Raw genomic sequence first — 26,798 nt, forward strand, 5'->3', positions numbered from 1 at the left:
AGCGGGTCAGCCCTGGCTGGCCCGCACCGGGATCCGCAGCGCCAGCTCCGTGAGCTGCGCGTCGGTGAACGAGTAGGCCGCCGTCACGGTGATGATTGTGTAGGACACGTGCTCCCCGGCCACGCTGACGACGAGCCGGTACGGCACGCCCTTGTCGTCGGCGGTGGCCTGAGTGACGGAGAAGAGACGCGAAGAGACCGGCAGACCAGCCTCGCCGGTGCCCGTCACCGCCGGCAGCTCGCTGACGGTGGCGGTGTTGACGCGATCCTTGCAGCTGGCGATGGCGTTGCCCAGCTTGGTGGCGAAGGCCGTGGCGGCAGCTGCATCCGGGAACGTGAAGCGCAGCTCGTCCACGCCGAACGTGTCCGGCGCCTGGTCGTCCTGCGTCATCAGGTAGGTCGCCTGCCGCCGCTCGGTGGGGCCGGGCTCACTCACCAGAGTCAGGTTCTCGCACCCCATCCCTGCGCTCGTGAGGTCTGTGGGGTCCGAGGCCGTCCACCGGCCGGACCCGGGCCTGATCCGGGGAAGGTCCGAGGGGATCAGCCAGCCGACGGGTTCGGCCGCCGGGACCACCGCGTCGGTGATGGTGGGCTCCGGGGCGCAGGTGGCGGCCTCGATGGTGCACAGCGTGCCCTGCGGGCGGGCGAGGGCGTCGGCGGCGAGCTGCGCTTCGACGGGGCTGCTGGTCCGGGCCACGTCCAGCAGCTGGATGGCACTGCCCACGCGTGTCATCAGCAGCGTGTGGTACTGGATGGGCACGTCCTCGAAGACCACTGAGATCTGAAAGGCCTCGTCGCCCATCCCCTCGACCGAGGTCGCCCGGACGATCCGGGCCGGGATCTCGTCGCAGCTCGCCAGCGCGGTGCTGCGGTTGGCGAACACCTGCTGCGCCGCGGCGGGTGAGGCGTAGGTTTCGATGCGGTGCAGCGCGGCGAGCTGGTCTTCGTCTGAAGTGGCGAGGGTGCGCTGTAGTGAGGAGGTGGGGTTCTGGTCCTCGGTCTGGGTGCTCAGGCAGGCGACGCGGCCCTCATGGTCCGCGGCGGCGCTGCTGGTGTGGGTCACCGACCACGAGGCGGCCGCCGCGATGCCGGCCAGATCCTCGCCGGTGACGAGGTCCTCCGGTGCCGCGACGACGGTGGGGCTCGCGCTCGCCGACGCCGCGGCCGAGCCGCTCGGTGAGGCGCTCTGTGAGGTGGCCGGCTCCGCTCCCCTCGAGGCGTAGAAGGCGATCATGCCGACGGCGAGTGCCCCCACCAGGCCTCCCAATGCCCAGACGGCGAGGCCTGGGCGCGCAGGCTGCGTTCGCGGGGGCGGCGCAGGCGTCTCCGCCTCGAGGGGGGTCGATGAGGATAGGGCGGACCTGCGGGGCGCAGGGCTGGGGCTGTCGGCCACCTCGCCGGCCGAGCGCGGGAACACGGGGGCAGGGATCGGAGTCTCGCCCTGTGGCTCGTCGGAGTCCGGGCGCGAGAATGCGGCGGCGTCGTCTGTGGAGCCGCGTCGCGGGCGGAAGATGTCATCTGCTGGGGTAGGGTCCGTGTCCGGCGGGGATGAGGTGTCCGCGTCGGAGAGCCAGGCCCGTCGGGGGCTTCCTTCGCTTTCAGGCATCTCATTCACCTCCCAGTGGCCGCGACAGCGGGTTTCGTGGGGCAACCCTACCGCCGTCGGCAACACGAAGGCGCAGATCCACGAGGGGACTTCAGAGATGGCGAAACGCACGGCGACCCACCGGACCGTCGCGGTGGACGTGGACGCGCAGGAGCCCGCTACGCACCGTGAGTGGCCCTGGCCCTGGTATGTGGTGGCCGTCGGAGGACCGCTGGCCGTCCTGGCGGCGGGTTGGCTGGTGCTCAGCGCGTTGGCGATGCTGGGCTGGCTGACGTCGCCCGAGGCTCAGCTCTCCGACGCGCTGGGGCTCTCCACCGGGCTGCTGGTTCTGGCGCACGGGGCGCCCGTGGTGATCGGGGGCCTGCAGGTGTCGGTGGCGCCTCTGGGGCTGACCGTCGCGCTGGTGTTCCTCGCCCTCCCGTTGGCATCGATGGCGGCCAGGCAGGCGGCGCGGCAGGAGGCCCTCCCTGACGACACGGGGAGAATCTGGGCAGACACCGAGGCGATCGTCACCCGGGTGGGCGGCACCTTCGGCGCGGTCTACGCCGCGGCCCTCTCGCTTCTGGCAGCCTCGATCGGCGCAGGGTCCCTGCGTGCGGTGGTCGGTGGGGTGGCGGTCGGCGGCATCGCCGGGCTCTGGGGCGCCTCACGCGGGGTGGGCCACGATCCCACCGCCGAGTGGCCGGCGTGGCTGCGCGCCGCGCCGAAGGCGCTGGGGGCCGCCATGCTCACCGTCCTGGCCGGCTCGGCGGCAGTGCTGGTGGTGGCACTGGTCCAGGGCCGCGACAGCATCACCGCGATCGTCGAGGGTCTCGACGGCGGCGGCGTGGGGCTCTTCCTGCTCGTGATCCTGCACCTCGCCTACCTGCCCAACCTGCTCCTCGCGTGCGCGTCCTGGATGCTGGGCGCCGGGGTGACGGTCGGCGATGGCTCCCTCGTCAGCATGGCCACCACGGACGTCGGTCTCCTCCCGGCGATTCCGGCGTTCGGCCTCGTTCCGGTGGGGGCTGAGGTCTCCATGACGTCGTTCTGGTGGCTGCTCGTCGGCGTGGCGGCCGGGGCGGTGGCCGGCCTCGCCGTCGCCTGGGCGAGGCCTCGCGCGCGCTTTGACCAGACGGCGCTGGTGGGGGGCCTGTCCGGTGTCGCCGCCGGGGCCGCCGTCACCGTCCTCGCTGCGCTGGGCTCCGGCGGGTTGGGCGGCACCCGGCTCGCCCTCGTGGGGGCCCGGGTGCCGGAGCTCGCCGTCTTCGCGCCGACCCTCCTAGGGCTCTCCGGCATGGTGACGGGACTGATCGTTGGCCTGATCCGCCGGCCGGTCGCCCAGCCGGCTGAGGCCGGCGCCACCCCTTAGGATGGGCGGGTGACCACCCACGTCGTCGTCCTGCTTTCCGGCTCCGGCACCCTCTGCACGGCGCTGCTCGACGCGATCGACGGCGGGGAGGTGGATGCCCGTGTGGTCGCCGTCGTGTCTGACCGTGAGGATGCGCAGGGCCTGGCTCGCGCCCGTGAGCGTGGCATCCCCGCGGTCGCCCATCCGCTGGCCGCAGGCGCAGACCGGGCGGCGTGGGACGCGGCGCTGCGCGACATCGTGGGGGCCTACGATCCGGACCTGGTGGCCTCCGCGGGTTTCATGAAGCTGCTCGGCCCGGCCTTCCTCGATCGATTCGGGGGCCGCACCATCAACACGCATCCGGCGCTGCTGCCGAGCTTCCCAGGCATGTACGGTCCCCGCGATGCGCTCCGCGCCGGGGTGAAGGTTTCCGGTGCCACCGTCTTCATCGTCGATGCTGGGGTGGACACCGGTAGGATCCTCCTGCAGCGCGCCGTGGACGTGCTACCGGACGACGACGTGGATTCTCTCCACGAACGCATCAAAGTGGCCGAACGCCGCCTGCTCATCCAGGCCGTGGCCGAATGGAAAGAGGGCAAACCGTGACCGATCTCATCCCGCTGCGTCGAGCTCTGGTCTCGGTCTACGACAAGACTGGGCTGGCGGACCTGGGCCGCGAGCTGCACGCCTCCGGCATTGAGATCGTGTCGACGGGCTCCACGGCAAAGACCCTGGCGAACGCGGGCGTGCCGGTGACGCCCGTGGAACAGGTCACCGGGTTCCCTGAGTGCCTCGACGGCCGCGTCAAGACGCTGCACCCGCACGTGCACGCCGGTATCCTGGCGGACCGCAGGCTCGAGACGCACCGCAGACAGCTCGACGAACTCGGCGTGGCCCCGTTCGATCTGGTGATCACCAACCTGTACCCCTTCGCCGCGACAGTCGCGTCCGGCGCCTCCGAGGACGAGTGCGTCGAGCAGATCGATATCGGCGGGCCGACGATGGTGCGGGCCGCCGCGAAGAACCACCCGAGTGTCGCGGTGATCACCTCCGCCGAGCAGTACCCCATGCTGCGGGCGGCCCTGGCAGCCGGCGGTTTCACCCTCCAGCAGCGCAAGCAGCTGGCGGCGGCCGCATTCGTGCACACCGCCACCTACGACGTGGCCGTCGCGTCATGGATGGGCAACGTGGTCACCGACACCTCAGGCGGCACCGGGTTCCCCGCCTGGGTGGGCGCCACGTGGCACAAGGTGGCGGACCTGCGCTACGGCGAGAACTCGCACCAGGCGAGCGCTGTCTACCGCAACGGGGACGGCACCGACGGGCTCGCCGACGCCACGCAGCTGCACGGCAAGGAGATGAGCTACAACAACTACGTGGACGCGGACGCCGCGCGCCGCGCCGCCTACGATTTCGACGGCCCCGCCGTGGCCATCATCAAGCACGCCAACCCGTGCGGCATAGCCGTCGGGGCGGACGTCGCGGAGGCGCACCGCAAGGCCCACGCCTGCGATCCGGTCTCGGCGTTCGGCGGCGTCATCGCCGCGAACCGGCCCGTCAGCGTGGAGATGGCCCGGCAGGTCTCCGAGGTGTTCACCGAGGTGATCGTGGCGCCGGGCTACGAGGAGGGCGCCGTTCAGGTGCTCGCCGCGAAGAAGAACCTCCGCATCCTGCTGGCGCAGGACGCCATCAACGCGGGCACCGCGCTGCGGCAGATCGACGGGGGCCTGCTGTTGCAGCAGACAGACGCCATCGACGCACCTGGCGACGACCCGTCGGCCTGGACCCTCGCGGCCGGCGAGCCGGCGGACGAGCAGACGCTCGCCGACCTCGAGTTCGCGTGGCGGGCCGTGCGCGCCGTCAAGTCCAACGCCATCCTGCTGGCCTCCGACGGCGCCTCCGTGGGCGTCGGCATGGGCCAGGTCAACCGGGTGGACTCCTGTCATCTGGCAGTGACCCGGGCCGGCGAGCGTGCCGCCGGGTCGGTGGCCGCCTCGGACGCCTTCTTCCCCTTCGCCGACGGCGCCCAGGTCCTCCTCGACGGCGGCGTGCGCGCCATCGTGCAGCCCGGCGGGTCAGTGCGTGACCAGGAGGTCATCGACGCCGTCACCGCGGCCGGAGTGACGATGTACCTCACCGGCACCCGCCACTTCTTCCACTGACACCAGGAGGCACCGTGACCGCCCAGAGACTCGACGGCAAGGCCACCGCCGCCGCCATCAAAGCCGAACTCGCAGTCCGGGTGGCGGCGCTGCGGGACCGCGGCGTGGTGCCGGGGTTGGCCACGGTGCTCGTCGGTGAGGATCCGGCCAGCCAGAGCTACGTGAAGATGAAGCACCGCGACTGCGAGGAGGTGGGCATCGCCTCGATCCGGGTGCACCTCCCCGCTGACGCCAACAAGGCCCAGCTCAGGGAGGCCATCGAGTCGCTCAACGCGGACGAGGCGGTCACCGGCTACATCGTGCAGCTGCCCATCCCCAGGCACCTCGATGAGAACTGGGCGCTCGGCCTCATCGACCCGGACAAGGACGCCGACGGCCTGCACCCGATCAACCTCGGCCGCCTGGTCCTGAACGAGCCCGCCACCCTGCCGTGCACGCCGCGCGGCATCGTCGAGCTGCTGCGCCGTCACGGCGTGGAGCTGCGCGGCGCTGAGGTGTGCGTCGTGGGTCGCGGCATCACCGTGGGACGGCCGCTCGGCCTGATCCTCACCCGGCGCAGCGAGAACTCGACCGTCACCCTGTGTCACACCGGGACGCGGGACCTCGCTTCCCACACCCGGGCCGCGGACGTGGTGGTGGCCGCCGCCGGCGTACCGGGGATGATCACCGCCGACATGATCCGCGAGGGCGCCGTGCTGGTCGACGTCGGCGTCAGCCGGGTCGACGGCAAGACGGTCGGCGACCTCGCGCCGGATGTCTGGGAGAAGGCGGCCTGGGTCACGCCCAACCCGGGCGGGGTTGGCCCGATGACCCGCGCCATGCTGCTGAGCAACGTCGTGGACCGCGCGGAAGCGCTGCATGCCGGATAGGCCGGACAAGCCAGCCGAGTCCTACCCCAGCAGCCCGTGGCCTCTGCTCGGGGTGTTGGCGGTGGTGGGCGTCGGCGTGGGCTACGCCACTCTGGGGCACTGGCGGCGGGCCGCGCTGATGGTGGCCGGTGCACTGCTGGTGGGGGCGTTGCTGCGGCTCGTCCTGTCCACGGAGATGGCAGGGCTGCTTGCGGTCCGGCGGCGGTGGTTCGACGTCCTGGTGATGGCCGTCATGGGGCTTGCGATCACCGTGGTGGCCCTGGTGGTGCCCCCTTCGAGCTGACGCGAGTCTGCCCGCCGGCCCGGTCTGGTTACGATGGAGCCCATGGAAGCCATGGTCCACGAGGACGACACCGAAGCCGCCGAGGACCGCCCCAGCTCCCGGTCACGCACCGTGCTGTTCCTGGAGATGCTGGTGTTCGCCACGCTCAGCCTGATCGCCTCCTTCGTGCTGTCCTACGACGCCATCCTCATCGCGCAGAACCCTGACGTGGTGCTCAGCTGCTCCATCAACGCCGTCTTCGACTGCGTCACGGTGGGCTCCACCTGGCAGGCCAACGTGTTCGGGTTCCCCAACGCGTTCCTGGGCCTCATCGCCGAGCCGGTGGTGATGACCATCGCGGTGGCCTCCCTGGCCCGCACCCGGTTCCCGCGGTGGTTCATGTTCACCGCCAACGTCGTCTACTTCCTCGGCGTCATCTTCGCCTACTGGCTGCTGTTCCAGTCCACGTTCGTGATCGGCGCGCTGTGTCCCTGGTGCATCGTTGTCACGCTGTCGACCACCTTCGTGTTCACCTCGATGACGCACTGGAACATCCTCGAGGGCAACCTGTTCCTCTCGTCGTCGGCGCAGGCCAAGGCGTTGGCTTTCGTGCGGGGAGGGTGGTTGACGATCACGCTGATGGTGTGGCTGGCGATCGTGGTGTTCATCGAGATCGCGCACTATGTCTTCCGCATCATCTGAGACCGCCCCGCCCGACCGGGCCGGCCGCGACCCCGCTAGAGTCAGTTTCGTCAGACGACAAGGACCGTCACGAGAGGAAACGAAGTGAGCACTGCCGCTCCCGTCAAGATCGCCGTCACCGGCGCCGCAGGTCAGATCTGCTACAGCCTGCTGTTCCGCATCGCCAGTGGATCGCTGCTGGGCGACACTCCCATCGAGCTGCGCCTGCTGGAGATCACCCCTGCGCTCAAGGCGCTTGAGGGCGTTGTCATGGAGCTCCAGGACTGCGCCTTCGGCAACGTGGTCAACATCGAGATCGGCGACGACCCCAACAAGGTCTTCGACGGCGTCAACCTGGCCATGCTGGTGGGCGCGATGCCCCGCAAGGCGGGCATGGAGCGCGGCGACCTGCTCTCGGCCAACGGCGCCATCTTCACCGCCCAGGGCAAGGCCCTCAACTCCGCCGCGGCGGACGACGTCAAGGTCCTGGTCACCGGCAACCCGGCCAACACCAACGCGCTCATCGCGCAGCGCAACGCGCCCGACATCCCGGCCGAGCGGTTCAACGCCCTGACCCGCCTGGACCACAACCGCGCGCTCTCGCAGCTTGCCGCGAAGCTCGGACGCCCCGTCACCGACATCAGCCACATGACCATCTGGGGCAACCACTCGGCCACCCAGTACCCGGACCTGTTCAACGCCAAGGTGGACGGACAGAGCGCCGCCGCACTGGTCAACGATCAGGAGTGGCTGGAGAACACCTTCATCCCCACGGTCGCCAAGCGTGGCGCGGCCATCATCGAGGCCCGCGGACTTTCCTCGGCCGCGTCGGCCGCCAACGCCACCGTCGAGCACATGCGCGACTGGGTGCTGGGCACCGCTGAGGGCGAATGGGTCTCCATGGCGGTCCCGTCCGACGGCTCCTACGGTGTGCCCGAGGGCCTCATCTCGTCGTTCCCGTGCACGGTCAAGGACGGAAGGTACGAGATCGTCCAGGGCCTCGAGCTCAACGACTTCTCGCGTGGCAAGATCGACGCCTCGGTGGCCGAGCTGGTCGACGAGCGCAACGCCGTCACCGAGCTCGGCCTCATCTGAGGTCAGCCCCGACAACCGAAGAGGCCCGCCCCCATCGTCGGGGGCGGGCCTCTGTCGTGAGAAGGGGGATCAGTGGTCGATCGCGCCCTCGGCGCCGGCACCGGTCATGGAGCGCACCTCCATCTCCGCAGCACGGTCGGCCACCTCCGGGCCGTCGGGCTTGATCACGGAGCCCAGCCAGCCGAGGAAGAAGCCCACTGGGACCGACACGATGGCCGGGCTGTCGATGGGGAACCAGGCGAAGTCGGCGTTCGGGAACATCGACGTGGGCAGGCCCGACACGGCGGGGGAGAAGACGATCAGCGTCACCGCGGTGATGAGGCCGCCGAAGATCGACCAGACGGCACCGGCCGTGGAGAACCGCTTCCAGTACAGCGAGTACAGGATCGAGGGCAGATTGGCCGAGGCTGCCACCGCGAACGCCAGCGCAACGAGGAAGGCCACGTTCTGACCGTTGGCGACGATGCCGCCGACGATGGCCACCAAACCGATGGTCACCGACGTGATACGGGCGACCCGCACCTCCTTGGCCGGGTCCGCCTTGCCGTCCTTGAGGACCGAGTTGTAGATGTCGTGCGCGAAGGACGCCGACGCCGTGATGGTGAGGCCTGCCACCACCGCCAGGATGGTGGCGAACGCCACACCTGCGATGACGGCCATCAGCACGGTGCCGCCGAGCTCGTAGGCGAGCGCGGGTGCGGCTGCGTTCGCCCCGCCGGGCATCTCCGAGATGGCCTTGGGCCCGACGAGCCACGCGGCCCCGTAGCCGAGCACCATGGTGAACAGGTAGAAGGCGCCGATGAGGCCGATGGCCCAGGTCACCGAGCGGCGCGCCTCCTTGGCGGTGGGCACCGTGTAGAAGCGCATCAGCACGTGCGGGAGGCCCGAGGCGCCCAGCACCAGGGCCAGGCCCATCGAGATCAGCGCCCAGGGGTCCTTGTAGCGCTGCATCGGCGCGAGCAGGTCCACAGTGGACCCGTCGGCCGCGGACGTGGCAATCGCCTCGCCCAGGAGCGTCGACAGGTTGAACCCTGCGAAGGCCAGCACCCAGATGGTCATCGCCCCGGCGCCCAGGATCAGCAGCACGGCCTTGATCATCTGCACCCAGGTGGTGCCCTTCATCCCGCCGATCAGCACGTAGCCCACCATGAGCAGACCCACGATGGCGATGACGATGTTCTGGCCGAGCGGCGAGGCGATGCCCAGGAGCAGCGACACCAGCGCGCCCGCGCCGGCCATCTGCGCGAGCAGGTAGAAGAAGGACACCGCCAGGGTCGAGGTGGCGGCGGCCAGACGCACCGGCTTCTGCCGCATGCGGAAGCTCAGCACGTCGGCCATCGTGTACTTGCCGGTGTTGCGCAGCGGCTCGGCCACCAGAAGGAGGGCAACGAGCCACGCCACCAGGAAGCCGACGGAGTAGAGCAGTCCGTCGTAGCCGTAGAGGGCCACCGCCCCGACGATGCCGAGGAACGAGGCGGCCGAGAGGTAGTCGCCGGCGATGGCGAAGCCGTTCTGGCGGCCGTCGAACTGGGCGCCGCCGGTGTAGAAGTCTCCGGCCTTCTTCTTGCCGCCGCGGGTGACGCGGATCACCACGGCCATGGTGAAAACGACGAAGGCGGCGAAGATGGCGATGTTGATGATCGGGTTGCCGAGCTGCTCAGTCTCGAGGAGTGTCATCGCGCGCTCGCCTCCAGATCCTCACGCAGGGCCCTCGCCAGCGGGTCCACGTTCTTCACCGAGTGGCGGATGTAGAGCCAGGTGATCAGGAACGTGCTGACGAACTGGCCGAGGCCGAACAGGATGCCGACGGTGAGGTTGCCGGCCACCCTGGTCATCATCAGGTCCTTGGCGAAGATGGAGCCGAGGACGTAGGCGAAATACCACAGCAGGAACACTGCGGTCATCGGGAAGGCGAAGGACCGGAACGTCCGCTTCAGGTGGGCGAACTCCGGCGACTGCTGGACTCGGTGGAAGTCTTCGGCCGGGATCTCACCGGTAGGCACGTCGGGGCTGCTGTCATGCATGGATGGGCGTCTCCTCTGGGCTGTGCGTCGTTGCATCAGGTTGAGCCGCGCGTCATTGCGCGATCGCAGAGTAACAAGTTCACGGTCCAGGTGCGTCATCGCCCAAAATCACTGGCTGATGGTGACCCGCTAGCATGGCGCCCATGCATCAGCTCGTCGTTACGCTCGACTGCCCCGACCGGCCGGGGATCGTGCACGCGATCACCGGCGGCATCGTCGCAGCGCATGGCAACATCACCGAGCTGCAGCAGTTCTCCTCGCCCGACACCGGCCACTTCTTCACGCGGATCGAGGTCCACGGCGCCGAGCCGGAGTCCCTGGCGGCGGCCGTGGGTGCGGCGGCCGCGGACCTGGATGCGCGGTTCCGCGTCGATGACGTGGCCCGCCCCGTGCGGACTCTGATCCTGGCGTCGAAGGCCGGCCACGTGGTCAACGACCTGCTTTTCCGGTGGCGTGCGGGTGACCTCCCCATCGACGTGGTGGGGATCATGGCCAACCATGACGTCCTGGCACCCATGGCCGAGTTCTTCGGTGTCCCGTTCACGCACCGGGCTGTGACCGCCGAGACCAAGCCCGAGTTCGAGGCTGAGGTGCGCCGGCGCGTCGAGCAGGAGGGCATCGAGCTGGTGGTCCTGGCGCGCTACATGCAGATCCTCAGCCCCGAACTCTGCGAGTTTCTCGCCGGCCGGGCCATCAACATCCACCACTCGTTCCTGCCCGGGTTCAAGGGCGCCAACCCCTACCGCCAGGCGCACACCCGCGGTGTGAAGCTGATCGGCGCCACCGCGCACTTCGTCACCGGAGACCTGGATGAGGGCCCCATCATCGAGCAGAACGTGGTGCGCGTGGATCACACCATGGACGTGGCGAAGCTGGTCCGCAAAGGCCAGGCCCAGGAGTCGCAGACCCTGGCCGAGGCCGTGCGCCTCGTCGCCGAGCATCGCGTCCTCGCCGACGGTGACCGCACCGTCATCTTCCGCTGACTGAGGAGCCCAGCCTCGTGCTGACCGACATCGCCCTGATCTCCCTGTTCATCATCATCGGCGGCACCTTCGCCGCCGCCGAGATGGCGCTCATCACGCTGCGCGAGAGCCAGGTCAAGCAGCTTGCCGGCAAGGGGAAGCGCGGCCGTGCCATCGAGCGCCTGACCGGCAATCCCAACCGGTTCCTGTCCTCGGTCCAGATCGGCGTGACGCTGTCTGGCTTCCTGTCGGCCGCCTTCGGCGGCGCCACCATCGCCGAGGCGCTGTCCACCGAGCTTCAGTCGAGGGGCCTGGCCGAGCCCATCTCGGGCACGCTCTCGCTGGTCCTGGTCACGGTGGTCATCTCCTACTTCTCGATCGTGGTGGGTGAGCTGACCGCCAAGCGGCTGGCCATGCAGCGCGCCGAGAGTTTCGCGCTCGCCCTGGCGCCGCTGGTCTCCGGCATCGCGACGCTGACCCGGCCACTCATCTGGTTCCTCGGTGTCTCCACCGATGCGCTCGTGCGCATCCTCGGGGGCGACCCGACGCTCTCCCGCAACGCCGTCACCGACGAAGAGCTGCGTGCCATGGTGGTGGGGTCCTCCACGCTCGGCAAGGAGGAGCGGCGCATCGTCGACGAGGTCTTCGACGCCGGCGAACGCTCCCTGCGCGAGGTCATGGTGCCCCGCACCGAGGTCGACTTCCTGCCCGCGGACATGCCGATCGGGTTGGCCTACCGTGAGGTCCGGGGCGCGCCCCACTCCCGCTATCCGGTCACCGAGGGGTCCCCGGACCGGATCGTCGGCTTCATCCACGTGCGTGACCTGATGGACATCGAGGGCACCGCCCGCGACAGCGACGTCGGCAGCATCGCGCGCGAGGTGCTGTTCCTCCCGGAGACCGTCAAGATCCTCCGGGCGCTCACCGCGATGCGCGCAGCCCGCTCCCACCTCGCCATCGTCCGCGACGAGTACGGCGGCACCGCAGGCATCGTCACGCTCGAGGACCTGATGGAGGAGCTGATCGGCGACATCACCGACGAGTACGACCTCCCGTCATCCTCGGTGCCCCGCCAGATCGACGAGGTGGACGGCCTCACCACCATCGAGGAGTTCGCCGAACTGACCGGCTACGTGATCCCCGAGGGGCCCTACGACACGGTGGCCGGCTTCTTCATGGCCGAGCTGGGTGAGCTGCCCCACCTCGGGGCGAGGGCCACCGTGGCGCTCAGCCCGGACCATGACGTCGACGGTCCCCGTGGCTGGTTCACGCTGGAGGCCACCCAGATGGACGGCCGGCGCGCCGCCTGGTTCTCCATCCGGCGCGACACGCTGCCGGAGGACGACACGGATGCCTGACGACGGGCTCGGCCTGCTCACCGGCCCGGGCGTCGAGCCGCTGCTGCGCGCCGCCGTCGAGCACCAGGGCGGCCGGCTTCTCACCTGGGCGATCGAGCACGTCGACGCCGCCCCGGAGCACTCCACGACCGCCACCTACCTCGCCACGGTGGCGTGGCCGCACGGGGAGCGCACGGAGCTGCTGGGCGTGAGCGCCCGGACAGGGGAGCTGCTCCCCTCGGACGCGCGGGCCGAGATCTTCGACGACGGGCGCCGCAGGGTCGCGGTGTGGCTGTACCCCGACGATCCGGACCTGCCGGGGCTGCCACGGGCCGCCTTCCCGGAGCGGATGGCCGAGACGCTCAACGTGGGCGGTGTGCTGGCCCACCCGGTGGCCGCTGATCAGCTGACGCTGGCCATGGTGGGCTATCGTCCCCGGCGGCGCGCCGTGGTGAAGGTGAGTGTCGCGGACCCGCCCCAAGTGTTCTACGTCAAGGTGCTGCGGGAGCGGGTGTTCGCAGACGTCCACGCCAAGCACCTCATGCTCCGCAGGGCGGGGGTCCCGGCCCCGGAGGTGGCGCTGGCCACACCCGATCACCTCCTCATCCTGCGGGAACTCCCTGGAACCGCCCTCGCCAGCGCCCTGTTCACCCCGGGAGACCCCTGCGGCCCCGAACAGCTGATCGACCTGCTCGATGCGATGCCCGCCTCGGTGGCCTCGCTGGAGCGCCGGGCGCCGTGGGCGGACGCCGTGGCGCACTACTCCGCCATGGTGTCGGCCACACTGCCCGAGCTGGGCGAGGAGCTGGGTGCGCTGGTTGCGAGAATCACCTCCGGCCTGGCGGGGTTCGCCCCAGGGGACGAGCCCACGCACGGTGACTTTCACGAGGGCCAGATCCGGGTGGCCGACGGACGGGTGGTGGGCCTGCTCGATGTGGACACCATCGGTCCCGGACGGCGCGCCGACGACCTGGCCTGCCTGATCGGGCACCTGTCCACCATCCAGCGGATGAACCCGGCCCAGGCGGACAAGGTCAGAGACCTTCTGGCCAGGTGGGTGCCGGTGTTCGACCGGCGGGTGGACCCGGTGGAGCTGCGGCTACGTGCAGCGGCCGTTGTCATCTCGCTGGCCACCGGCCCTTACCGCAGTCAGGACGTGGACTGGCGGCAACAGACCGTGGCGATGGTGCGGTCCGCCGGCGCGTTGGTGCGGCAGGTGGTCCGAGAATGAGTCATGTTGTGGCAGCTGTGCAGCAGGTCGACTGGGATCGGCTCCGGGCAGTGGCCGTCGATGTCGCGGGGCGGGCCTACGCGCCCTACTCGAAGTATCGGGTGGGGGCCGCGGCGTTCGTGGACGATGGGCGCACCATCAGCGGCTGCAACGTGGAGAACGCGGCCTACGGGGTCACCCTGTGCGCCGAGTGCGGGCTGATCTCAGACCTCGTGGCGGGCGGCGGTGGCCGGCTCGTGGCGTTCACCTGCGTCAACGGCGAGGGCGACGTCATCACGCCGTGCGGCCGCTGCCGGCAGCTGCTCTTCGAGCACGGCGGGCGCGGGCTGCTCATGGAGACCCCGGCCGGGGTCCTGACCCTGGCGGACCTGCTCCCGCAGGCGTTCGGCCCGGACGACCTCGACGCGATCGCCCCACCTGCCCCCTGACGGTAGCGTTGGCGCATGCTCACCATCGATGACCTGCGGGCGTTGCCCAAGGTGGCCCTCCACGACCATCTCGACGGCGGCCTGCGCCCGGAGACCGTGATCGAGCACTGCGCTGAGAACGGCCACGAGCTGCCCGCCACGGACCCGGACGAGCTGCGCCACTGGTTCTTCGAGGCCGCGGACTCCGGCTCCCTGGAGCGCTACCTCGAAACGTTCGAGCACACCGTCGCCGCGATGCAGACTGCCGAACAGCTGAGCCGCGTGGCCCACGAGTTCGTCGTGGACCAGGCCGCCGACGGCGTCGTCTACGCGGAGGCGCGCTACGCTCCCCGACAGCATCAGCGCCAGGGCCTCACCCTCGAGGCCATCGTCGAGGCGGTCCGCGACGGTCTGGCCTCCGGCATGGCCGTCGCGGCCGCCGCCGGGCGGCTCATCGTCGCCCAGCAGATCCTCACCTCGATGAGGCACTCCGAGCCCTCCACCGACGTCGCGGAGCTGGCGCTGGCCTACCGCGACGACTCCGTCTGCGGCTTCGATATCGCGGGGGCCGAGGACGGCTTCCCCCCGTCGCGCTTCCTCGACGCCTTCCGCCACCTCAAGCACAACAACATGTTCTTCACCATCCACGCGGGTGAGGCGTTCGGACTGCCGTCGGTCTGGGAGGCGGTGCAGGTGTGCGGCGCGTCCCGCCTCGGGCACGGTGTGCGGATCGCCGACGACATCGACGTCACGGACGACGGGGCGCTCCTCGGCCGGCTCGCCAACTACGTCCGCGACGCACGCATCGCGCTGGAGGTGTCCCCGTCGTCGAACCTGCAGACCGGGGTCGCCCAGACGATGGCGAGCCACCCCGTGGACATGCTGCACCGGCTGGGGTTCAACGTGACCGTCAACTGCGACAACCGGCTGATGAGCGCCACGACGATGTCGCGGGAGTTCGCGCTGCTCAGCGAGGCCTTCGGCTGGACCCTCATCGACGTGGAGCGCGTCACCGTCAACGCGATGCGCGCCGCGTTCCTTCCCCACGACCAGCGCGAGCGGATCATCGCGCACGTCATCGCCCCGGCCTACGCCGCGGCGCAGTGATCCTCGAACCTCCCGCCGGGGCGCCGCGGCTCAGCCTGCGCTGGGTCTGCGGCGGGACGGCCCGGGACGTCGTCGGCCACCTGGTGGCGGCCAACGAGCAGTGGTATGTGCTGCTGCCGGAGGACCGTCCCGCGGTGTGGGTGCCGCGCGCGGAGGCGGCTGGGGTGCGCCGCGTGCCCGAGCGCAGCGTGCTGCCGGTGTCGCGGCCCGAGGACCTTGAGCGGGCGCTGGAGCAGGCCCGGCCCGGAGTCCGCCGCGCGCGGCTCGGCGGCTGGCGGGTGAGCGGCCACGGTGTCCTGGCCGTCGGCGACCCTGGCGCTGCCCTCGACGACGCGCTGCAGGCCGCAGAGGCGTGGATCGGTGGATCCGCCCCGGTCCGGACTCTGCGCGGCTCGACGGAGGCGCTCACGGCGCTCGGCCTGAGCATCTGCGGCGGCTTCGCGATCCTCACCGCAGACGGTCCCTCCTCGTCGCTGGCCGGGGCGGTGCCGCTGACGAGGGGCTGGGCGCTGGAGGTCCACATCGGTGACCTGGCGGGGCTCGAGGCCGCGGCTGCGGCCGGCTTCGTCGAGCGCTACCGCGCCGTCATCCTCACCCGCCCGTGAGAGTGGGTCCACCGGACGGTGGATAGCGGGCGGGCGACGGGGGAGTGGTTCTGCGGGCAGCATCGGAGCCATGCTGAACAGACTCTTCTTCTCCGCCGCCACCTGGACGGCTCTGGGCCTCGCCTCCGGCCTGTACTGGCGCGAAATGACCAAGCTCAACGACTTCACCGGCCACACCCAGCTCGCCACCGCCCACACCCACGCGCTGGCGCTGGGCACGTTGATGCTCCTTGTGGTGCTGGCCCTGGCGAAGAGCTTCGCCCTGGGGGACAAGGCCACGACGCTGTTCACGGTGCTGTGGAACGTGGGCCTCGGGCTCACGTTCGGGGCCATGATCGTCAAGGGGACGCTGCAGGTCCTCGAGATCCCCATCGCGACCTCGCCGATGTGGGCGGGCATCGCCGGACTCGGCCACATGGTGCTCAGCGGGACCTTCGTCTACCTGTTCGTCATCCTGCGCCGGGCACTGACCGCCGCCCCGGCCACCGCTAACGTGGGGGCGTGACGACGACGACGGCCGACCACCCCCCGCGGTTCTCGGCGGCCTGGTGGCTGAGGCTGGGGCAGGCGCTCCTCTTCGTGGGGCTGCTGGTGGTGGCCACCGCGCTGGCCTGGATCGAGGGAGCCGGCTGGCCGGTGCTGGCCCTGGCGGGCATGATGCTGGTGGCCTTCGTCGCGGGGCTCTCACTCCAGCCGCGGCTCGGCATCCTCGGGCGCTCGGTGTGGGTGGGTGTGTTGTTCCTCGGCTCGGTCACGTCGATGGTGCTGTCGCGGGACTTCCTCTGGGTGGTCTTCCCGCTGTGGCTGCTGGTCGGCTCGGTGTTGCCCCTCCTCGCCGCACTGTTGCTGACCGCGGTGACGCTGGCCGTCGTCGTCACGGTGCTGGCGATGGCCGAGGGGCACAGCGTGGGCGGAGTCCTGGGACCGCTGGTGGGGGCACTGGTGGCGGTGGGCGTTGCCCGAGGGGTGCTCCTGTTCGAACACGAGGCCTCCGAGCACCGACGGCTGTTGGCGGAGGTGCTCCGGGCTGAGGACGAGACTGCCAGGTTGCAGCGCGAGGCCGGGGTACTCGCCGAGCGGCAGCGCCTCGCCCACGACATCCACGACACCCTGGCCCAGGGCTTCTCCTCCATCGTGCTGCTGGCACGCGCGGCCACTCGGGCGGTGGATCCCGCCGCTGCTGCCCACCTGCTGGGGCAGATCGAGGCCACCGCTGCCGCGAACCTGGCGGAGTCGCGCCGCGTCGTCATGGCATTGGCGCCCGAAGCGCCAGGGGCGGGAGGCCTGGCGGCGCCCCTGGGGCGCCTCACCGCTGACGTGGCGGGGGCTCTGGGAGCCGAGTGGGCGGTCACCGTCGATCCCGACCTGCCCAGGCTGGCCACGCCCATCGAGGTGGCCTTGCTGCGCGGCGCGCAGGGCGCGCTGTCCAACGTGAGGCTCCATTCCGGGGCCGGGCGGATCAACGTCGAGCTGGCCCGCGCCGGTGACGAGGTGCACCTGGACATCGTCGACGACGGGGTCGGGTTCGACCCGGCGCGCCCCGTCGTCGCAGGCCCCCTGGGCGGGTACGGGCTGCGTGCACTGCGTGAGAGGTTCACCGAGCTCGGGGGTGGCGTCGAGGTGGAGTCAGATGCTGGCGGCACCGCGGTGGCGCTGCGGCTCCCGCTGATTCCGGCAGCCGAGGTGTCGCGGTGACCCGCGTGCTGATCGTCGATGACCACCCCGTGGTGCGCTCGGGGCTGCGCGCCCTGCTCGATGGGGCCGACGGCGTCGAGGTGGTGGGCGCCGCCGCCTCAGGCGAGGAGGCGCTGATGCTCGCCTCAGAGACCCACCCGGACGTCGTGCTGTGCGACCTGCGGCTGGGGCCCGGGCTCGACGGGGTGGGGGTCACGGCGGCGCTGCAGGCCCAGCAGGGCGGGCCGGCCGTCCTCATCCTCACCACCTACGACAACGACTCCGACATCGCGCGCGCGGTGCTGGCCGGCGCGGCCGGCTACCTGCTCAAGGACGCGGAGCCTGAGGACATCGTCTCCGGGATCCAGGACGCCGCCGCGGGGCGGCTGGTGCTGTCGCGGGACATGGAGGGGCGGGTGGTGGAGCGCATGGCCCAGGGAGTCCCGACGCTGAGCGCCCGCGAGCTCGACGTCCTCCGCCTCGTCGAGGAGGGTGTCACCAACAGGGGGATCGCCAAGCGCTTGTTCATCTCCGAGGGGACCGTCAAGACGCACCTCGTCCACGCGTACGCCAAGCTGGGCGCGGAGTCCCGCACCGCCGCGGTCGCGGCGGCTCGGCGCCACGGGCTGCTGGGCTAGCGGTCGTCTCAGTAGTTCGTCGGGGGTCATGTGCCCTCGCGCCCTGGGTGCCGCCCTTCCCATCGTTCCCTGAGGGGGGCTGCCCGCGGAGCGGCGTGGCCGGTCTCCATCGTTCCCTGAGGGGGCCGTCCGCGGAGCGGCGTGGCCCGTCTCGAAGGGTTGTGAGCGCCACCTTCACGCGGATCCCGTTGTCGGGTGCGGTGAGCCGTGAGTCGATGCCCATGCGGCCGTTGTCCAGGGTCTTGCTGTGGCCACTGGTCATACTGTGGTCGGGTGGTTGAGGCCGCCCGGGCATCGTCTCCCGTCTCCCCGCACTCGTCCTCCCTGTGGCGTGGTCCTGTCCCGGGTGCGGGCCGGCAGGGCGGCGTTGGGGTTGCGTCTGCTTGGGCGGGATGCCAGCTGGGTGATCGTCGGGTTGGGCACCGCTGCGCAGTGCCGCCCTGCCGTCCCCCACCCTCTCGGCAACCATCAGACCTCTGTTCGCTGAAAGGTCGCGAACCGGGGGCCTCGAGGGCCTTCATCGCTGGTTGGCTGAGGTGCCGCGAAGGAACTGGAACCCTCCCCGACGGCTGAGGAGCCGCGCAGCGGGCTGGGACCCTCCCGGCTGGCTGAGGAGCCGCGCAGCGGGCTGGGACCCTCCCCGCTGGCTGAGGAGCTGCGCAGCGGGCTGGAACCTTCCCCGCTGGCTGAGGAGCCGCGAAGGGACTGGAACCCTCCCCGCTGGCTGAGGTGCCGCGAAGCGGCCTCGAAGCCTAAGAAACGCGAGCTGACGAGCCAATTCTCCCGAGTCGTCGAGGCCCTTCACCCGACAGCTGGGTGAGCCGACCGAGGGCGGAGCCCCCGACGCGTCGAGGCCCCGCCACGGGCGCCGACCCCCCAGCAACCCCCAGAAAAACTTCTCGAAGAATTTCTGCCGGGCGCCCCTGCTGGGAGCCAAAAATGTCAGTGGTCGGTCATAGCGTGGAACCCATGAAGGACAAGGCGCGTGAGATCGCGGAGCAGTTGCGCTCCGCTGACGAGTTGCGTCGTTTCGCCGAGGCCCAGACCCTGACCCTGCTGTGTGATCTGGCGGAGCACTACGAGGTGGACTATGACCGGGTGCTGGAGGTGCTGGCTGAGCGCAGGGTGGTGGTCGGGGGTATCGGGACCCCGGCGGTGTCGGAGTTCATCGGCTTGGAGCTGGCCGGGTTGCTGCGCTGCCCACCGATCGTGGCGGCCTCCAAGCTGGCTGATGCTTTGAGCTTGAAGCATCGCCACCCGCGGCTGTACACGGCGGTGCAGGAGGGCCGGATCGAGGCGGCCAGGGCCTGCAAGGCGGCGTCGATGTGTCTGGACCTGCCGGTCGAGGGGGCCGATGCGGTCACCGACCGCTGGTTGGGTAGGCAGGACGGGTTGGGTTGGACGGCCGCGTTCACGCTGTTGAAGAAGATGATCATCGAGGCTGATCAGGCCCGCGCCGCGGAACGCGAACGGCGGCAGCGGGCCTCACGCGGGGTGCACGTGTGGGGGTTGCACGACGGGGTGATGAACCTCACCGGCCGCTTGGATGTGCTCGACGCCCGCTACCTGGATGCTGCCGTGGACCGCATCGCCGACCTGCTGGCTGTCGAGCAGCCCGACACATCGAAGACGATCCTGCGCGCCAAAGCCCTCGGAGTGCTGGCCAACCCCGCCTACGCCCTGGCCCTGCTCCAGCACGCGGCGCAGCCCGCCCTCCACGACACCCTGGCCGTCGCCCTCGACACTGCCCCGGCCCCCACCACAGCCAACGCCCCGGACACAGGGTCAGTCGGCTACGGCGGCGGACCTGCGGAGCCTGCGCCTGTAGACGGTGGGCAGCGTCATGATCCGCACTGCCTCGGCGCGTTGTGTGGCACCATCACCACCCCACTGGCCAAGCTCCGCCCCAAGCTGGAGCTGGCCGTCCACATCCACACCGACGCCCTCGGCGAGCTCACCGGCACCGCCCGCATCGACCGCGCCGGACACATCACCACCACCCTCCTCGCCGAACTCCTCCCCGGGTTGGATGTCACGGTGCAGCCCGTGATCGACCTGCCCGCAATCCCCGCCGAAGACCACTACGCCCCATCGGCCGGGTTGAAGAAGGCCCTCCTGCTGAGCATGGACCACGAAATGTTCCCCTACTCCACGCGCCGAGCCAACGGCCTGGACCTCGACCACACCCAACCCTTCGCATCCGGCTGCCGCGGGCAGACCCGGAGCGGGAACCTGGCCCCACTCAGCCGCAGGGTCCACCGCGCGAAAACCGCCCGCACCTGGCGCGCCGACCAACCCAGACCAAGCCAGCTCCACTGGTCCAGCCCACTGGGCTACCGCTACGAAGTTACCCCCAACGGCACCCGCATGCTCGCCTGACAGCTCGCCGTCAGGCTGCGAACGAGTGCTCAGGGAGAGGGTTCTCCCGCGGAGCCGTGAGAAGGTGACCTTGTCAGCTCACGTTTCTTAACTTCGAGGCCGCTGCGCGGCTCCTCACCCGGCGGGCTGGGGCGGGTTGGCTTCGAGACGGGCCACGACGCTCCGCGGGCGGCCCCTCCTCTGGGAAGTGTGAGACGGGTCATGCTTCTCCGCGGGGGATGTCCCTTGAGAGCCTCCGGAGGCGCTCAGGGAGCGACACTAGGACGACCCCTCCGCCCGGACCTTGACCCCCGACGAACTCACCACCATGACAGCTGGCCCTCAGGCGCCGACGTCGTGCAGGTGGTGAACGAGGTCATGGGCGAAGTAGCGGCCCAGAGAGAGCGCCGTGAAACGCGACCCGTTGCTGCGCACCCCCGTCCACTCCCACTGCTCGCCCTCGGGCTCGGCCCACGCCTTCGCCGCGGCCTTGGCGCGCTCGCCCACGAGTACCCGGGTGGCGTTGGCATCGGAGAGCCAGTACTCCTCTTCGGTGGCCGCGAGGTCCTGGTCCCAGTCCTCGAACTCGGCCCCCGCGCCATCGCTGGCGAGGATCAGGCTGAGACGGGTGGTCATGACCTCGCACACGTCCGCGACATGCCGGGCGTACTCGATGGGCGACCAGGTGGTGGGCTGCGGCCGCCGCTCCGCGCCCCGCCCCTCCAGCGCCCTCTGGAAGCGGGCCGAGGCGTCGAGGATCAGCCCGGGAAGTGCCTCTGGGCTGACAGCGGCCGGATCGAAGCCGCACTCGGGGCATGGCCGCTCGGTCACCCAGGTCCAGTCCTTGGTGTCGGGGGCGGTGGGGTGCGGCGGGATCAGGGGCTCAACCATGTTGGCGAGCCTAACTGACCCCGCCGCTCACTCACCGGCGCGTGCCTGGCCGGCTGTCCGCGATCAGCCTCGTGACGCTCAACTCGGCCGTGGAGACCCAGCGGTCGGCCTGGTCGCCGTAGGTGCTGAGCACCCGGAGGCGGACGAGGTCGCCGCTCCCCGTGAGGGGGATGACGGAGGGATCTGATGAGTTCGGCAGCGTGCCCGCCGCGACGCTGACGAGGCTCGACGGGTCGTCGCCGACCAGCACCTCGTAGCCCCTGATCCGCCCGTTGCTGCCGGACTGTCGCGGGGTGACGGTGAGTCGTGAGCGAATCAAGGAGCGGGTGAGGTGCACGGGCGGGTATGCGCATGGCACTAGGCTCGGGCGCGTGATTGTTGCTGCCGCCGATGGGTCCGCCCTCTCCAACCCCGGGCCCGCTGGCTGGGCCTGGTACGTCAGCGACGACATCTGGGCCGCCGGTGGCTGGGACCACGGCACCAACAACATGGGCGAACTGATGGCCGTACTCGACCTGCTCCGCTCCACCTCGCACCTCGACGAGCCACTCCGGATCCTCTGCGATTCGCAGTACGTCATCAACTCCCTCACCAAGTGGTTGCCCGGCTGGAAGCGCAAGGGGTGGAAGAAGGGCGACGGCAAGCCGGTGCTCAATGTGGAGTTGATGAAGGAGCTCGACGCCGCGCTGCAGGGGCGCACCGTCCAGTTCGAATGGGTCAAGGGCCACGCCGGACACTCGATGAACGAGGCCGCGGACGAGCGGGCCCGTGCAGCGGCCACCGCCTTTCAGCGCGGAGACCCCGTCAACCATGGCCCGGGTTTCCCGGACACCCACCGTCCCCCCGGGCGCCGAGACTTCTCGGTGGGGCAGACCGAACCGGAACCCGACCTCTTTTCCACAGCGCCCTCCGAGGAGCCCGTGCCGGCGCCAGTGCCGGGTTCCGCGTCACCGCGCACCAAAGCCGCTCTCGTTCGCCTCACCCGGGAAGCAGTCTCCGACCCTGCAGCGGCCAGGCTCCACCGCGACTTCGTCGCGCACGGCGCCGACGGCGGCCAGACCCGGCATCTGCCCTGGCCAGCGGCCGATGAGGTGCGGTTCCTCGCCGTCGACACGGTGACGGCCGGGGCCGGTCTGGTGCGGTGGGCGCAGCAGGACCTTATGTGTTCGGGGCTGTGGGTGGAACTCCCTGCGGGCTGGTCGCTGCGATTCGCCCAGGCCACCCGGCAGGTCTGATCCAGCCCGGAGTTCGAACTCGACCCGGTGCGCGTCGACGGTCGGTAGAGTCCGAGTGGCCGGCCACGGCCGCCCCGGCCGAGCGGCGGAAGGGAACCGTCATGACCACCTACCGCGTCGGGTACTTCGTCGGGAGCCTGTCCTCGACATCCATCAACCGCGTGCTGTCCAAGGCCCTCATCGCGGTGGCGCCCCCGGACCTGGAGTTCACGGAGATCCCGATCGGTGACCTACCGCTCTACTCGCCCGACCACGACGCCGCCTACCCCGCAGAGGCGCAGGCGCTGAAGTCCGCGCTCGCCTCCGCCCAGGCCGTGCTGTTCGTCACGCCAGAGTACAACCGCTCCATCCCCGGGGCGCTGAAGAACGCCATCGACTGGGCATCGCGGCCCTGGGGCCAGAACTCGTTCGACCACATGCCGGCGGCGATCATCGGCGCCTCCATCGGCAACATCGGCACGGCGGTGGCCCAGCAGAGCCTCCGTGCGGTCCTCGCGTTCTGCAACGCCCGCCTGATGACCGCCCCGGAGGCCTACATCAAGCTCGACGGCTCCAGCATCGACGCCGACGGGACGATCACCGACGACGGACTCAGGGAAGTGCTCACCGCGTTCATGGGGGAGTTCCGCGAGCACATCGAGCGGGTGCTCACCGTTCTGCCGCGTGAGTGAGGCCTCGGCGCGCCGATAGGATGGCGCGCATGAGTCACGTTCTTGCCGCCGTCGCCTGGCCTTACGCCAACGGCCCCCGCCACATCGGTCACGTCTCCGGATTCGGCGTCCCCTCCGATGTGTTCTCGCGCTACATGCGGATGGCCGGCCACGACGTGCTCATGGTGTCGGGCTCCGACGAGCACGGCACGGCCATCCAGGTGAAGGCGGACGCGGAGGGGCTCACCCCTCGCGAGACGGCGGACAAGTACCACCGGCAGATCGTTGAGGATCTGCAGGGGTTGGGCCTGTCCTACGACCTGTACACCCGCACCACCACGCCCAACCACTACCGCGTGGTGCAGGACCTCTTCACCGCCCTGTACGACAACGGCTACGTCACGGCCAAGACCCAGATGGGCGCCATCTCGCCATCAACGGGCCGAACGCTGCCGGACCGATTCATCGAAGGCACCTGCCCTCTCTGCGGCTACGACAACGCCCGCGGAGACCAGTGCGACAGCTGCGGCAACCAGCTCGACCCGGCGGACCTGATCAACCCGAAGTCCAAGATGAACGGCGAGACGCCGCAGTTCGTCGAGACAGAGCACTTCTTCCTCGATCTGCCCGCGCTCGCCCCGATGCTGGGCCAGTGGATCGACAGCCGCGAGGACTGGCGGCCCAACGTGCTCAAGTTCTCCCACAATCTCCTGGCGGAGATCAGGCCACGCGCCATCACCCGCGACCTCGACTGGGGAGTCCCCGTGCCCCTCGACGGCTGGCGCGATGCCCCCATGAAGCGCATCTACGTGTGGTTCGACGCCGTGATCGGCTACCTCTCCGCCTCGGTCGAATGGGCCAGGCGCACCGGGGACCCGGAGGCGTGGCGCGCGTACTGGAACTCCCCCGAGGCCCGGTCCTACTACTTCATGGGCAAGGACAACATCGTCTTCCATTCGGTGATCTGGCCGGGCATCCTGCTCGGCGCCAACGGCCAGGGGACCAGGGGCGGCGAGATCCGCCCGTCGCTGGGGGAGTTGCAGCTGCCCACCGAGGTGGTCAGCTCAGAGTTCATGACGATGAAGGGCTCCAAGGTGTCCAGCTCGCGCGGCGCCTCGATCTTCGTCGGAGACTTCCTCGGCGAGTTCGGACCGGATGCGTTGCGCTACTACATCGCCATGGCCGGGCCCGAAAACCAGGACACGGACTTCACCTGGGACGAGTTCGTCCGCCGGACCAACTTCGAGCTCGCCAACGAGTGGGGCAATCTGGTCAACCGCTCCATCTCGATGGCACACAAAAACGTGGGCTCCGTGCCCGCGGCAGGCGAGCTGACCGACGCAGACAGCGCGCTGCTCGACGAGTCGCGCACCGCGTTCGAGGTGGTGGGTGAGCACATCGCTGCCCGCCGATTCAAGGCCGGCATCACGGAGGCCATGCGCATCGTCGGCCTGGCCAACAAGTACCTCTCCGATCAGGAGCCGTGGAAGCTCAAGGACGACGCCGCCCGCCGCGACACCGTCCTCCACGTCGCCCTCCAGGTGGTCTCGGACTGCAACACGCTGCTCACCCCCTACCTGCCGCACTCCGCGCAGAAGGTCTTCGAGGCATTGGGGGGGCAGGGCGTGTGGGCCGCGCAGCCGCAGATCGTCGAAGTCAGCGAAGGCGACCTCACCTACCCGACACTGCAGGGCGACTACGCCGGCCAGCAGGCCGTGTGGGAGTCGCGGCCGATCGCGGCCAGCACGCCCCTGGCGAAGCCGTCCCCGCTGTTCGCGAAGCTCGACGACACCCTGGGCGTCACCGGCCCGAGCTGGGCCCCGATCCCCGGCTGACCCTCACCAGGAGCCGCCGCCACCGCCGCCGAAACCGCCACCCCCGCTGAACCCGGAGAAGCCGCTGGAGCCGCCGGTGGCCGAGCTCATCCCGTCCATCCGGGCGGCCTGCATGGCGTCCGACATGGAGTGGGTGAGGTTGTTCATCGCGCTGGCGAAGTAGTAGCCGTGCATGAGGTCCGCGCCCACGTACCACGAGGTGTTGGCCTGGTAGAGGCCCTGCGTACCGAGGTCTGCGAACAGCTTGGACCAGCGGTCCGCCACGCCGAACACCATCGCGTAGGGGAGGTACTTGCTGAAGATGTCCTCCCCCTCCTCGAACTGCAGCGTGTCCTTCTCTGCGGTACGCAGATACAACTCGAAGCCCTTGGCCTGCGCGAGGTAGGCCGAGCCGGTGGCGGTGCGCTTGCGGAACTTGCTGGACATCACGATGAGGCCGATCCCGAAGACGGCCAGGGGGATCCCGATGAGGCCCCATCCCACAGCGGCTCCCACGAAGGTGAAGAGGAGGCCGGCGCCGATCGCCAGGGCACCCAGCACGATGGGCACCATCTGTGCGGTGGTGGGGTTGCCCTTGAACCAGCCCTTGGCCACGACGGAGGAGTACAGGCCGTTGCGGGCGTCCGGCAGCACCTCGGCGAACTTCGCCTTGCTCAGCTCCTTCGACGTCCTCACGCTGCGTCCCTGGAACAGATCGGCCAGCAGCTTCTCCTCGAACGGCTCCAGGGGTCCGGGCGGCGCATGCAGCGCCTCCAGCGTGAAGTCCTTCTTCGACTGCGAGATGATGCGCAGATAGCCGCGGACTGCGAGATCCACGATGGTGGCGGACACGTCGACGTTGTCCGCCGTGGTGTCCATGAGAGTGCCGATCTCACCAGGGGTGGCGCCCTTCGGCGGGTGGAACTGGACAGTGACCGGGAACTTGCCGCTGCGCGTCCCTACCCGCTCCTCCTGGCCGGAAAGCGGGGTGAGGCCGGGGGTGAGCCCCAGATAGACGTCGTCTCGGGCATGACGCCGACGCACTGCGATCAGCCCGACGATGGCGGCGATCAGACCTGCGCCGGTCACGGCACCGGTGGCGGGGGTGAGCTCGAAGGCGTTGGCCGCGGTCACCCGGCGGGCCTTCTCCTGCGTCACGCCGGGGAAGGTACCGGCCGGGTAGCCCGCCACCACCTGCATCCGAGTGTTGGGCGGCAGCGAGGCCAGCGTGTAGGTGGCCGCGTCAACCGACTGTGTCGCCTCACACGGGGTGTCGGCGGTGGGACCGTAGAAGCAGGCCACCTGCTCGAGCCCGGCGGGTCCGGTGACGTCGACGGTGATGTTGGAGAACCGCGATTCCCAGCCGGGGCCGATGACGTCCCAGTTGAACTCATCGAGGCCGCTGACAGGGTGATCCGTGGCGATCAGGCCGGTCACGTCGTAGGTGAGGGTGTAGTCCTCAGGGGTGGTGTTGAAGATGTTCTCGTTGCCGATGCGCAGCGACAACATGTCGGCGTCCTGTTCCTGGAGGACCTGGGTGTTGGCCCCCGTCGACGAGGAGACCGAGATGTTGGAGTACCTGAACACGTAGTTCTCGTCGGGGTTCGCGCCGTCCTCCTGCAGCGTGGGCAGCAGGATGTAGGGCCCGCGGCCCCTCAGCGCGGAGAAGTCCATGGTGAAGTCGATGGTGACGCCCGCGACACCATCCGTCCTCAGGACCACGTCCACGTCGTAGCGGGTGATGGGCGCCGAGTCGTCGGCGGCCGCCGGCACCACCCCCACCCAGGCCACGGCGAGGGCGATCAGTAGAGCGAGGAGACCGGCGCGAAGCTTCGTCATGGAATCAACTGTATCCATGCCG

The 26,798-nt window shown here is 70.0% G+C and carries 26 protein-coding genes; 20 read left to right on the plus strand and 6 right to left on the minus strand.

Translation table 11 applies throughout. The annotated features are described in order from the left end of the window. Positions 1-6: 6 nt before the first annotated feature. Entirely contained in the window at positions 7-1,605 is a 1,599-nt protein-coding gene (locus H5398_RS05505) for a hypothetical protein (RefSeq protein ID WP_182799320.1), read from the minus strand. Between the two features lie 97 nt (positions 1,606-1,702). Here H5398_RS05505 and H5398_RS05510 point away from each other — a divergent pair, with 97 nt between their 5' ends. The 7 genes from H5398_RS05510 to H5398_RS05540 all read left to right on the plus strand — a co-directional run bounded on the left by H5398_RS05510 (position 1,703) and on the right by H5398_RS05540 (position 8,004). Beyond that, the gene (locus H5398_RS05510) at positions 1,703-2,956 is read left to right on the plus strand and encodes a DUF6350 family protein (protein ID WP_182784428.1); all 1,254 of its coding nucleotides are present in this window, start codon (positions 1,703-1,705) and stop codon (positions 2,954-2,956) included. 9 nt (positions 2,957-2,965) lie between these two features. Next, positions 2,966-3,541, plus strand: a complete 576-nt coding sequence (gene purN, locus H5398_RS05515; protein ID WP_182799321.1) for a phosphoribosylglycinamide formyltransferase — start codon at positions 2,966-2,968, stop codon at positions 3,539-3,541. Next, positions 3,520-5,097, plus strand: coding sequence for a bifunctional phosphoribosylaminoimidazolecarboxamide formyltransferase/IMP cyclohydrolase (gene purH, locus H5398_RS05520; RefSeq protein WP_182784424.1), 1,578 nt, complete (start codon positions 3,520-3,522; stop codon positions 5,095-5,097). Before purN ends, purH begins: the two co-directional genes overlap by 22 nt. 14 nt (positions 5,098-5,111) lie before the next feature. Continuing rightward, positions 5,112-5,966 carry a bifunctional methylenetetrahydrofolate dehydrogenase/methenyltetrahydrofolate cyclohydrolase gene (locus H5398_RS05525; protein ID WP_182784422.1) on the plus strand — a complete coding sequence of 285 codons (855 nt, stop codon included), beginning with the start codon at positions 5,112-5,114 and terminating at the stop codon, positions 5,964-5,966. Continuing rightward, complete coding sequence (locus H5398_RS05530; protein WP_182799322.1) at positions 5,956-6,249, plus strand: DUF3017 domain-containing protein; 294 nt, start codon at positions 5,956-5,958, stop codon at positions 6,247-6,249. Before H5398_RS05525 ends, H5398_RS05530 begins: the two co-directional genes overlap by 11 nt. A gap of 42 nt (positions 6,250-6,291) precedes the next feature. Next, positions 6,292-6,930, plus strand: coding sequence for a vitamin K epoxide reductase family protein (locus H5398_RS05535; RefSeq protein WP_255422399.1), 639 nt, complete (start codon positions 6,292-6,294; stop codon positions 6,928-6,930). Between the two features lie 84 nt (positions 6,931-7,014). Continuing rightward, positions 7,015-8,004: a malate dehydrogenase gene (locus H5398_RS05540; protein WP_182784418.1), complete on the plus strand. Its 990-nt coding sequence runs from the start codon at positions 7,015-7,017 to the stop codon at positions 8,002-8,004. A 69-nt stretch (positions 8,005-8,073) separates the two neighbouring features. Here H5398_RS05540 and H5398_RS05545 read toward each other — a convergent pair whose 3' ends face one another. Together H5398_RS05545 and H5398_RS05550 are read right to left on the minus strand one after the other, a co-directional pair. Next, positions 8,074-9,681, minus strand: coding sequence for a cation acetate symporter (locus H5398_RS05545; RefSeq protein ID WP_182784416.1), 1,608 nt, complete (start codon positions 9,679-9,681; stop codon positions 8,074-8,076). Further along, positions 9,678-10,028, minus strand: a complete 351-nt coding sequence (locus H5398_RS05550) for a DUF485 domain-containing protein (RefSeq protein WP_182799323.1) — start codon at positions 10,026-10,028, stop codon at positions 9,678-9,680. The genes H5398_RS05545 and H5398_RS05550 overlap by 4 nt, the downstream gene beginning before the upstream one ends. A gap of 134 nt (positions 10,029-10,162) precedes the next feature. Here H5398_RS05550 and purU point away from each other — a divergent pair, with 134 nt between their 5' ends. From purU to H5398_RS05600, 10 genes are all read left to right on the plus strand, one after another. After that, on the plus strand, positions 10,163-11,011 hold the full coding sequence (purU, locus tag H5398_RS05555; protein ID WP_182784412.1) for a formyltetrahydrofolate deformylase: 849 nt from the start codon (positions 10,163-10,165) through the stop codon (positions 11,009-11,011). Beyond that, positions 11,008-12,348 carry a hemolysin family protein gene (locus tag H5398_RS05560; RefSeq protein WP_370585815.1) on the plus strand — a complete coding sequence of 447 codons (1,341 nt, stop codon included), beginning with the start codon at positions 11,008-11,010 and terminating at the stop codon, positions 12,346-12,348. Before purU ends, H5398_RS05560 begins: the two co-directional genes overlap by 4 nt. Then, entirely contained in the window at positions 12,341-13,558 is a 1,218-nt protein-coding gene (locus H5398_RS05565; RefSeq protein ID WP_182784410.1) for a phosphotransferase, read from the plus strand. Before H5398_RS05560 ends, H5398_RS05565 begins: the two co-directional genes overlap by 8 nt. Then, positions 13,555-13,986 carry a cytidine deaminase gene (locus H5398_RS05570; RefSeq protein ID WP_182799324.1) on the plus strand — a complete coding sequence of 144 codons (432 nt, stop codon included), beginning with the start codon at positions 13,555-13,557 and terminating at the stop codon, positions 13,984-13,986. Before H5398_RS05565 ends, H5398_RS05570 begins: the two co-directional genes overlap by 4 nt. 15 nt (positions 13,987-14,001) lie before the next feature. Further along, positions 14,002-15,072, plus strand: coding sequence for an adenosine deaminase (locus tag H5398_RS05575; protein ID WP_182784406.1), 1,071 nt, complete (start codon positions 14,002-14,004; stop codon positions 15,070-15,072). Further along, positions 15,069-15,677 (plus strand): hypothetical protein, encoded by a 609-nt coding sequence (locus tag H5398_RS05580; RefSeq protein ID WP_182799325.1) that lies wholly within the window; start codon positions 15,069-15,071, stop codon positions 15,675-15,677. Before H5398_RS05575 ends, H5398_RS05580 begins: the two co-directional genes overlap by 4 nt. 70 nt (positions 15,678-15,747) lie before the next feature. Beyond that, positions 15,748-16,182 carry a DUF2871 family protein gene (locus H5398_RS05585; protein WP_182784402.1) on the plus strand — a complete coding sequence of 145 codons (435 nt, stop codon included), beginning with the start codon at positions 15,748-15,750 and terminating at the stop codon, positions 16,180-16,182. Continuing rightward, positions 16,179-17,372: a histidine kinase gene (locus H5398_RS05590; RefSeq protein WP_182784400.1), complete on the plus strand. Its 1,194-nt coding sequence runs from the start codon at positions 16,179-16,181 to the stop codon at positions 17,370-17,372. The genes H5398_RS05585 and H5398_RS05590 overlap by 4 nt, the downstream gene beginning before the upstream one ends. Continuing rightward, positions 17,369-17,989: a response regulator transcription factor gene (locus H5398_RS05595; protein ID WP_182799326.1), complete on the plus strand. Its 621-nt coding sequence runs from the start codon at positions 17,369-17,371 to the stop codon at positions 17,987-17,989. The genes H5398_RS05590 and H5398_RS05595 overlap by 4 nt, the downstream gene beginning before the upstream one ends. 969 nt (positions 17,990-18,958) lie before the next feature. Continuing rightward, positions 18,959-20,368, plus strand: a complete 1,410-nt coding sequence (locus H5398_RS05600; protein ID WP_182799327.1) for a hypothetical protein — start codon at positions 18,959-18,961, stop codon at positions 20,366-20,368. 321 nt (positions 20,369-20,689) lie between these two features. Here H5398_RS05600 and H5398_RS05605 read toward each other — a convergent pair whose 3' ends face one another. Together H5398_RS05605 and H5398_RS05610 are read right to left on the minus strand one after the other, a co-directional pair. Further along, positions 20,690-21,238: a DinB family protein gene (locus tag H5398_RS05605; RefSeq protein WP_182799328.1), complete on the minus strand. Its 549-nt coding sequence runs from the start codon at positions 21,236-21,238 to the stop codon at positions 20,690-20,692. Positions 21,239-21,269: 31 nt separating this feature from the next. Further along, positions 21,270-21,557 carry a hypothetical protein gene (locus H5398_RS05610; RefSeq protein WP_182799329.1) on the minus strand — a complete coding sequence of 96 codons (288 nt, stop codon included), beginning with the start codon at positions 21,555-21,557 and terminating at the stop codon, positions 21,270-21,272. Between the two features lie 52 nt (positions 21,558-21,609). On the opposite strand from H5398_RS05610, the gene H5398_RS17720 reads away from it, so the two are divergent. The 3 genes from H5398_RS17720 to metG all read left to right on the plus strand — a co-directional run bounded on the left by H5398_RS17720 (position 21,610) and on the right by metG (position 24,958). Beyond that, on the plus strand, positions 21,610-22,473 hold the full coding sequence (locus H5398_RS17720) for an RNase H family protein (RefSeq protein WP_370586060.1): 864 nt from the start codon (positions 21,610-21,612) through the stop codon (positions 22,471-22,473). 101 nt (positions 22,474-22,574) lie between these two features. Then, entirely contained in the window at positions 22,575-23,144 is a 570-nt protein-coding gene (locus H5398_RS05620) for an NADPH-dependent FMN reductase (protein WP_182784961.1), read from the plus strand. Between the two features lie 29 nt (positions 23,145-23,173). Continuing rightward, a complete protein-coding gene (gene metG / locus H5398_RS05625; protein ID WP_370586061.1) occupies positions 23,174-24,958 on the plus strand; it encodes a methionine--tRNA ligase in 1,785 nt (594 codons plus the stop codon). 3 nt (positions 24,959-24,961) lie between these two features. Here metG and H5398_RS05630 read toward each other — a convergent pair whose 3' ends face one another. After that, positions 24,962-26,776, minus strand: coding sequence for a DUF2207 domain-containing protein (locus H5398_RS05630; RefSeq protein WP_182799331.1), 1,815 nt, complete (start codon positions 26,774-26,776; stop codon positions 24,962-24,964). Positions 26,777-26,798: the final 22 nt, after the last annotated feature.

Source organism: Tessaracoccus sp. MC1679 (assembly GCF_014164775.1).
Lineage (GTDB): Bacteria > Actinomycetota > Actinomycetes > Propionibacteriales > Propionibacteriaceae > Arachnia.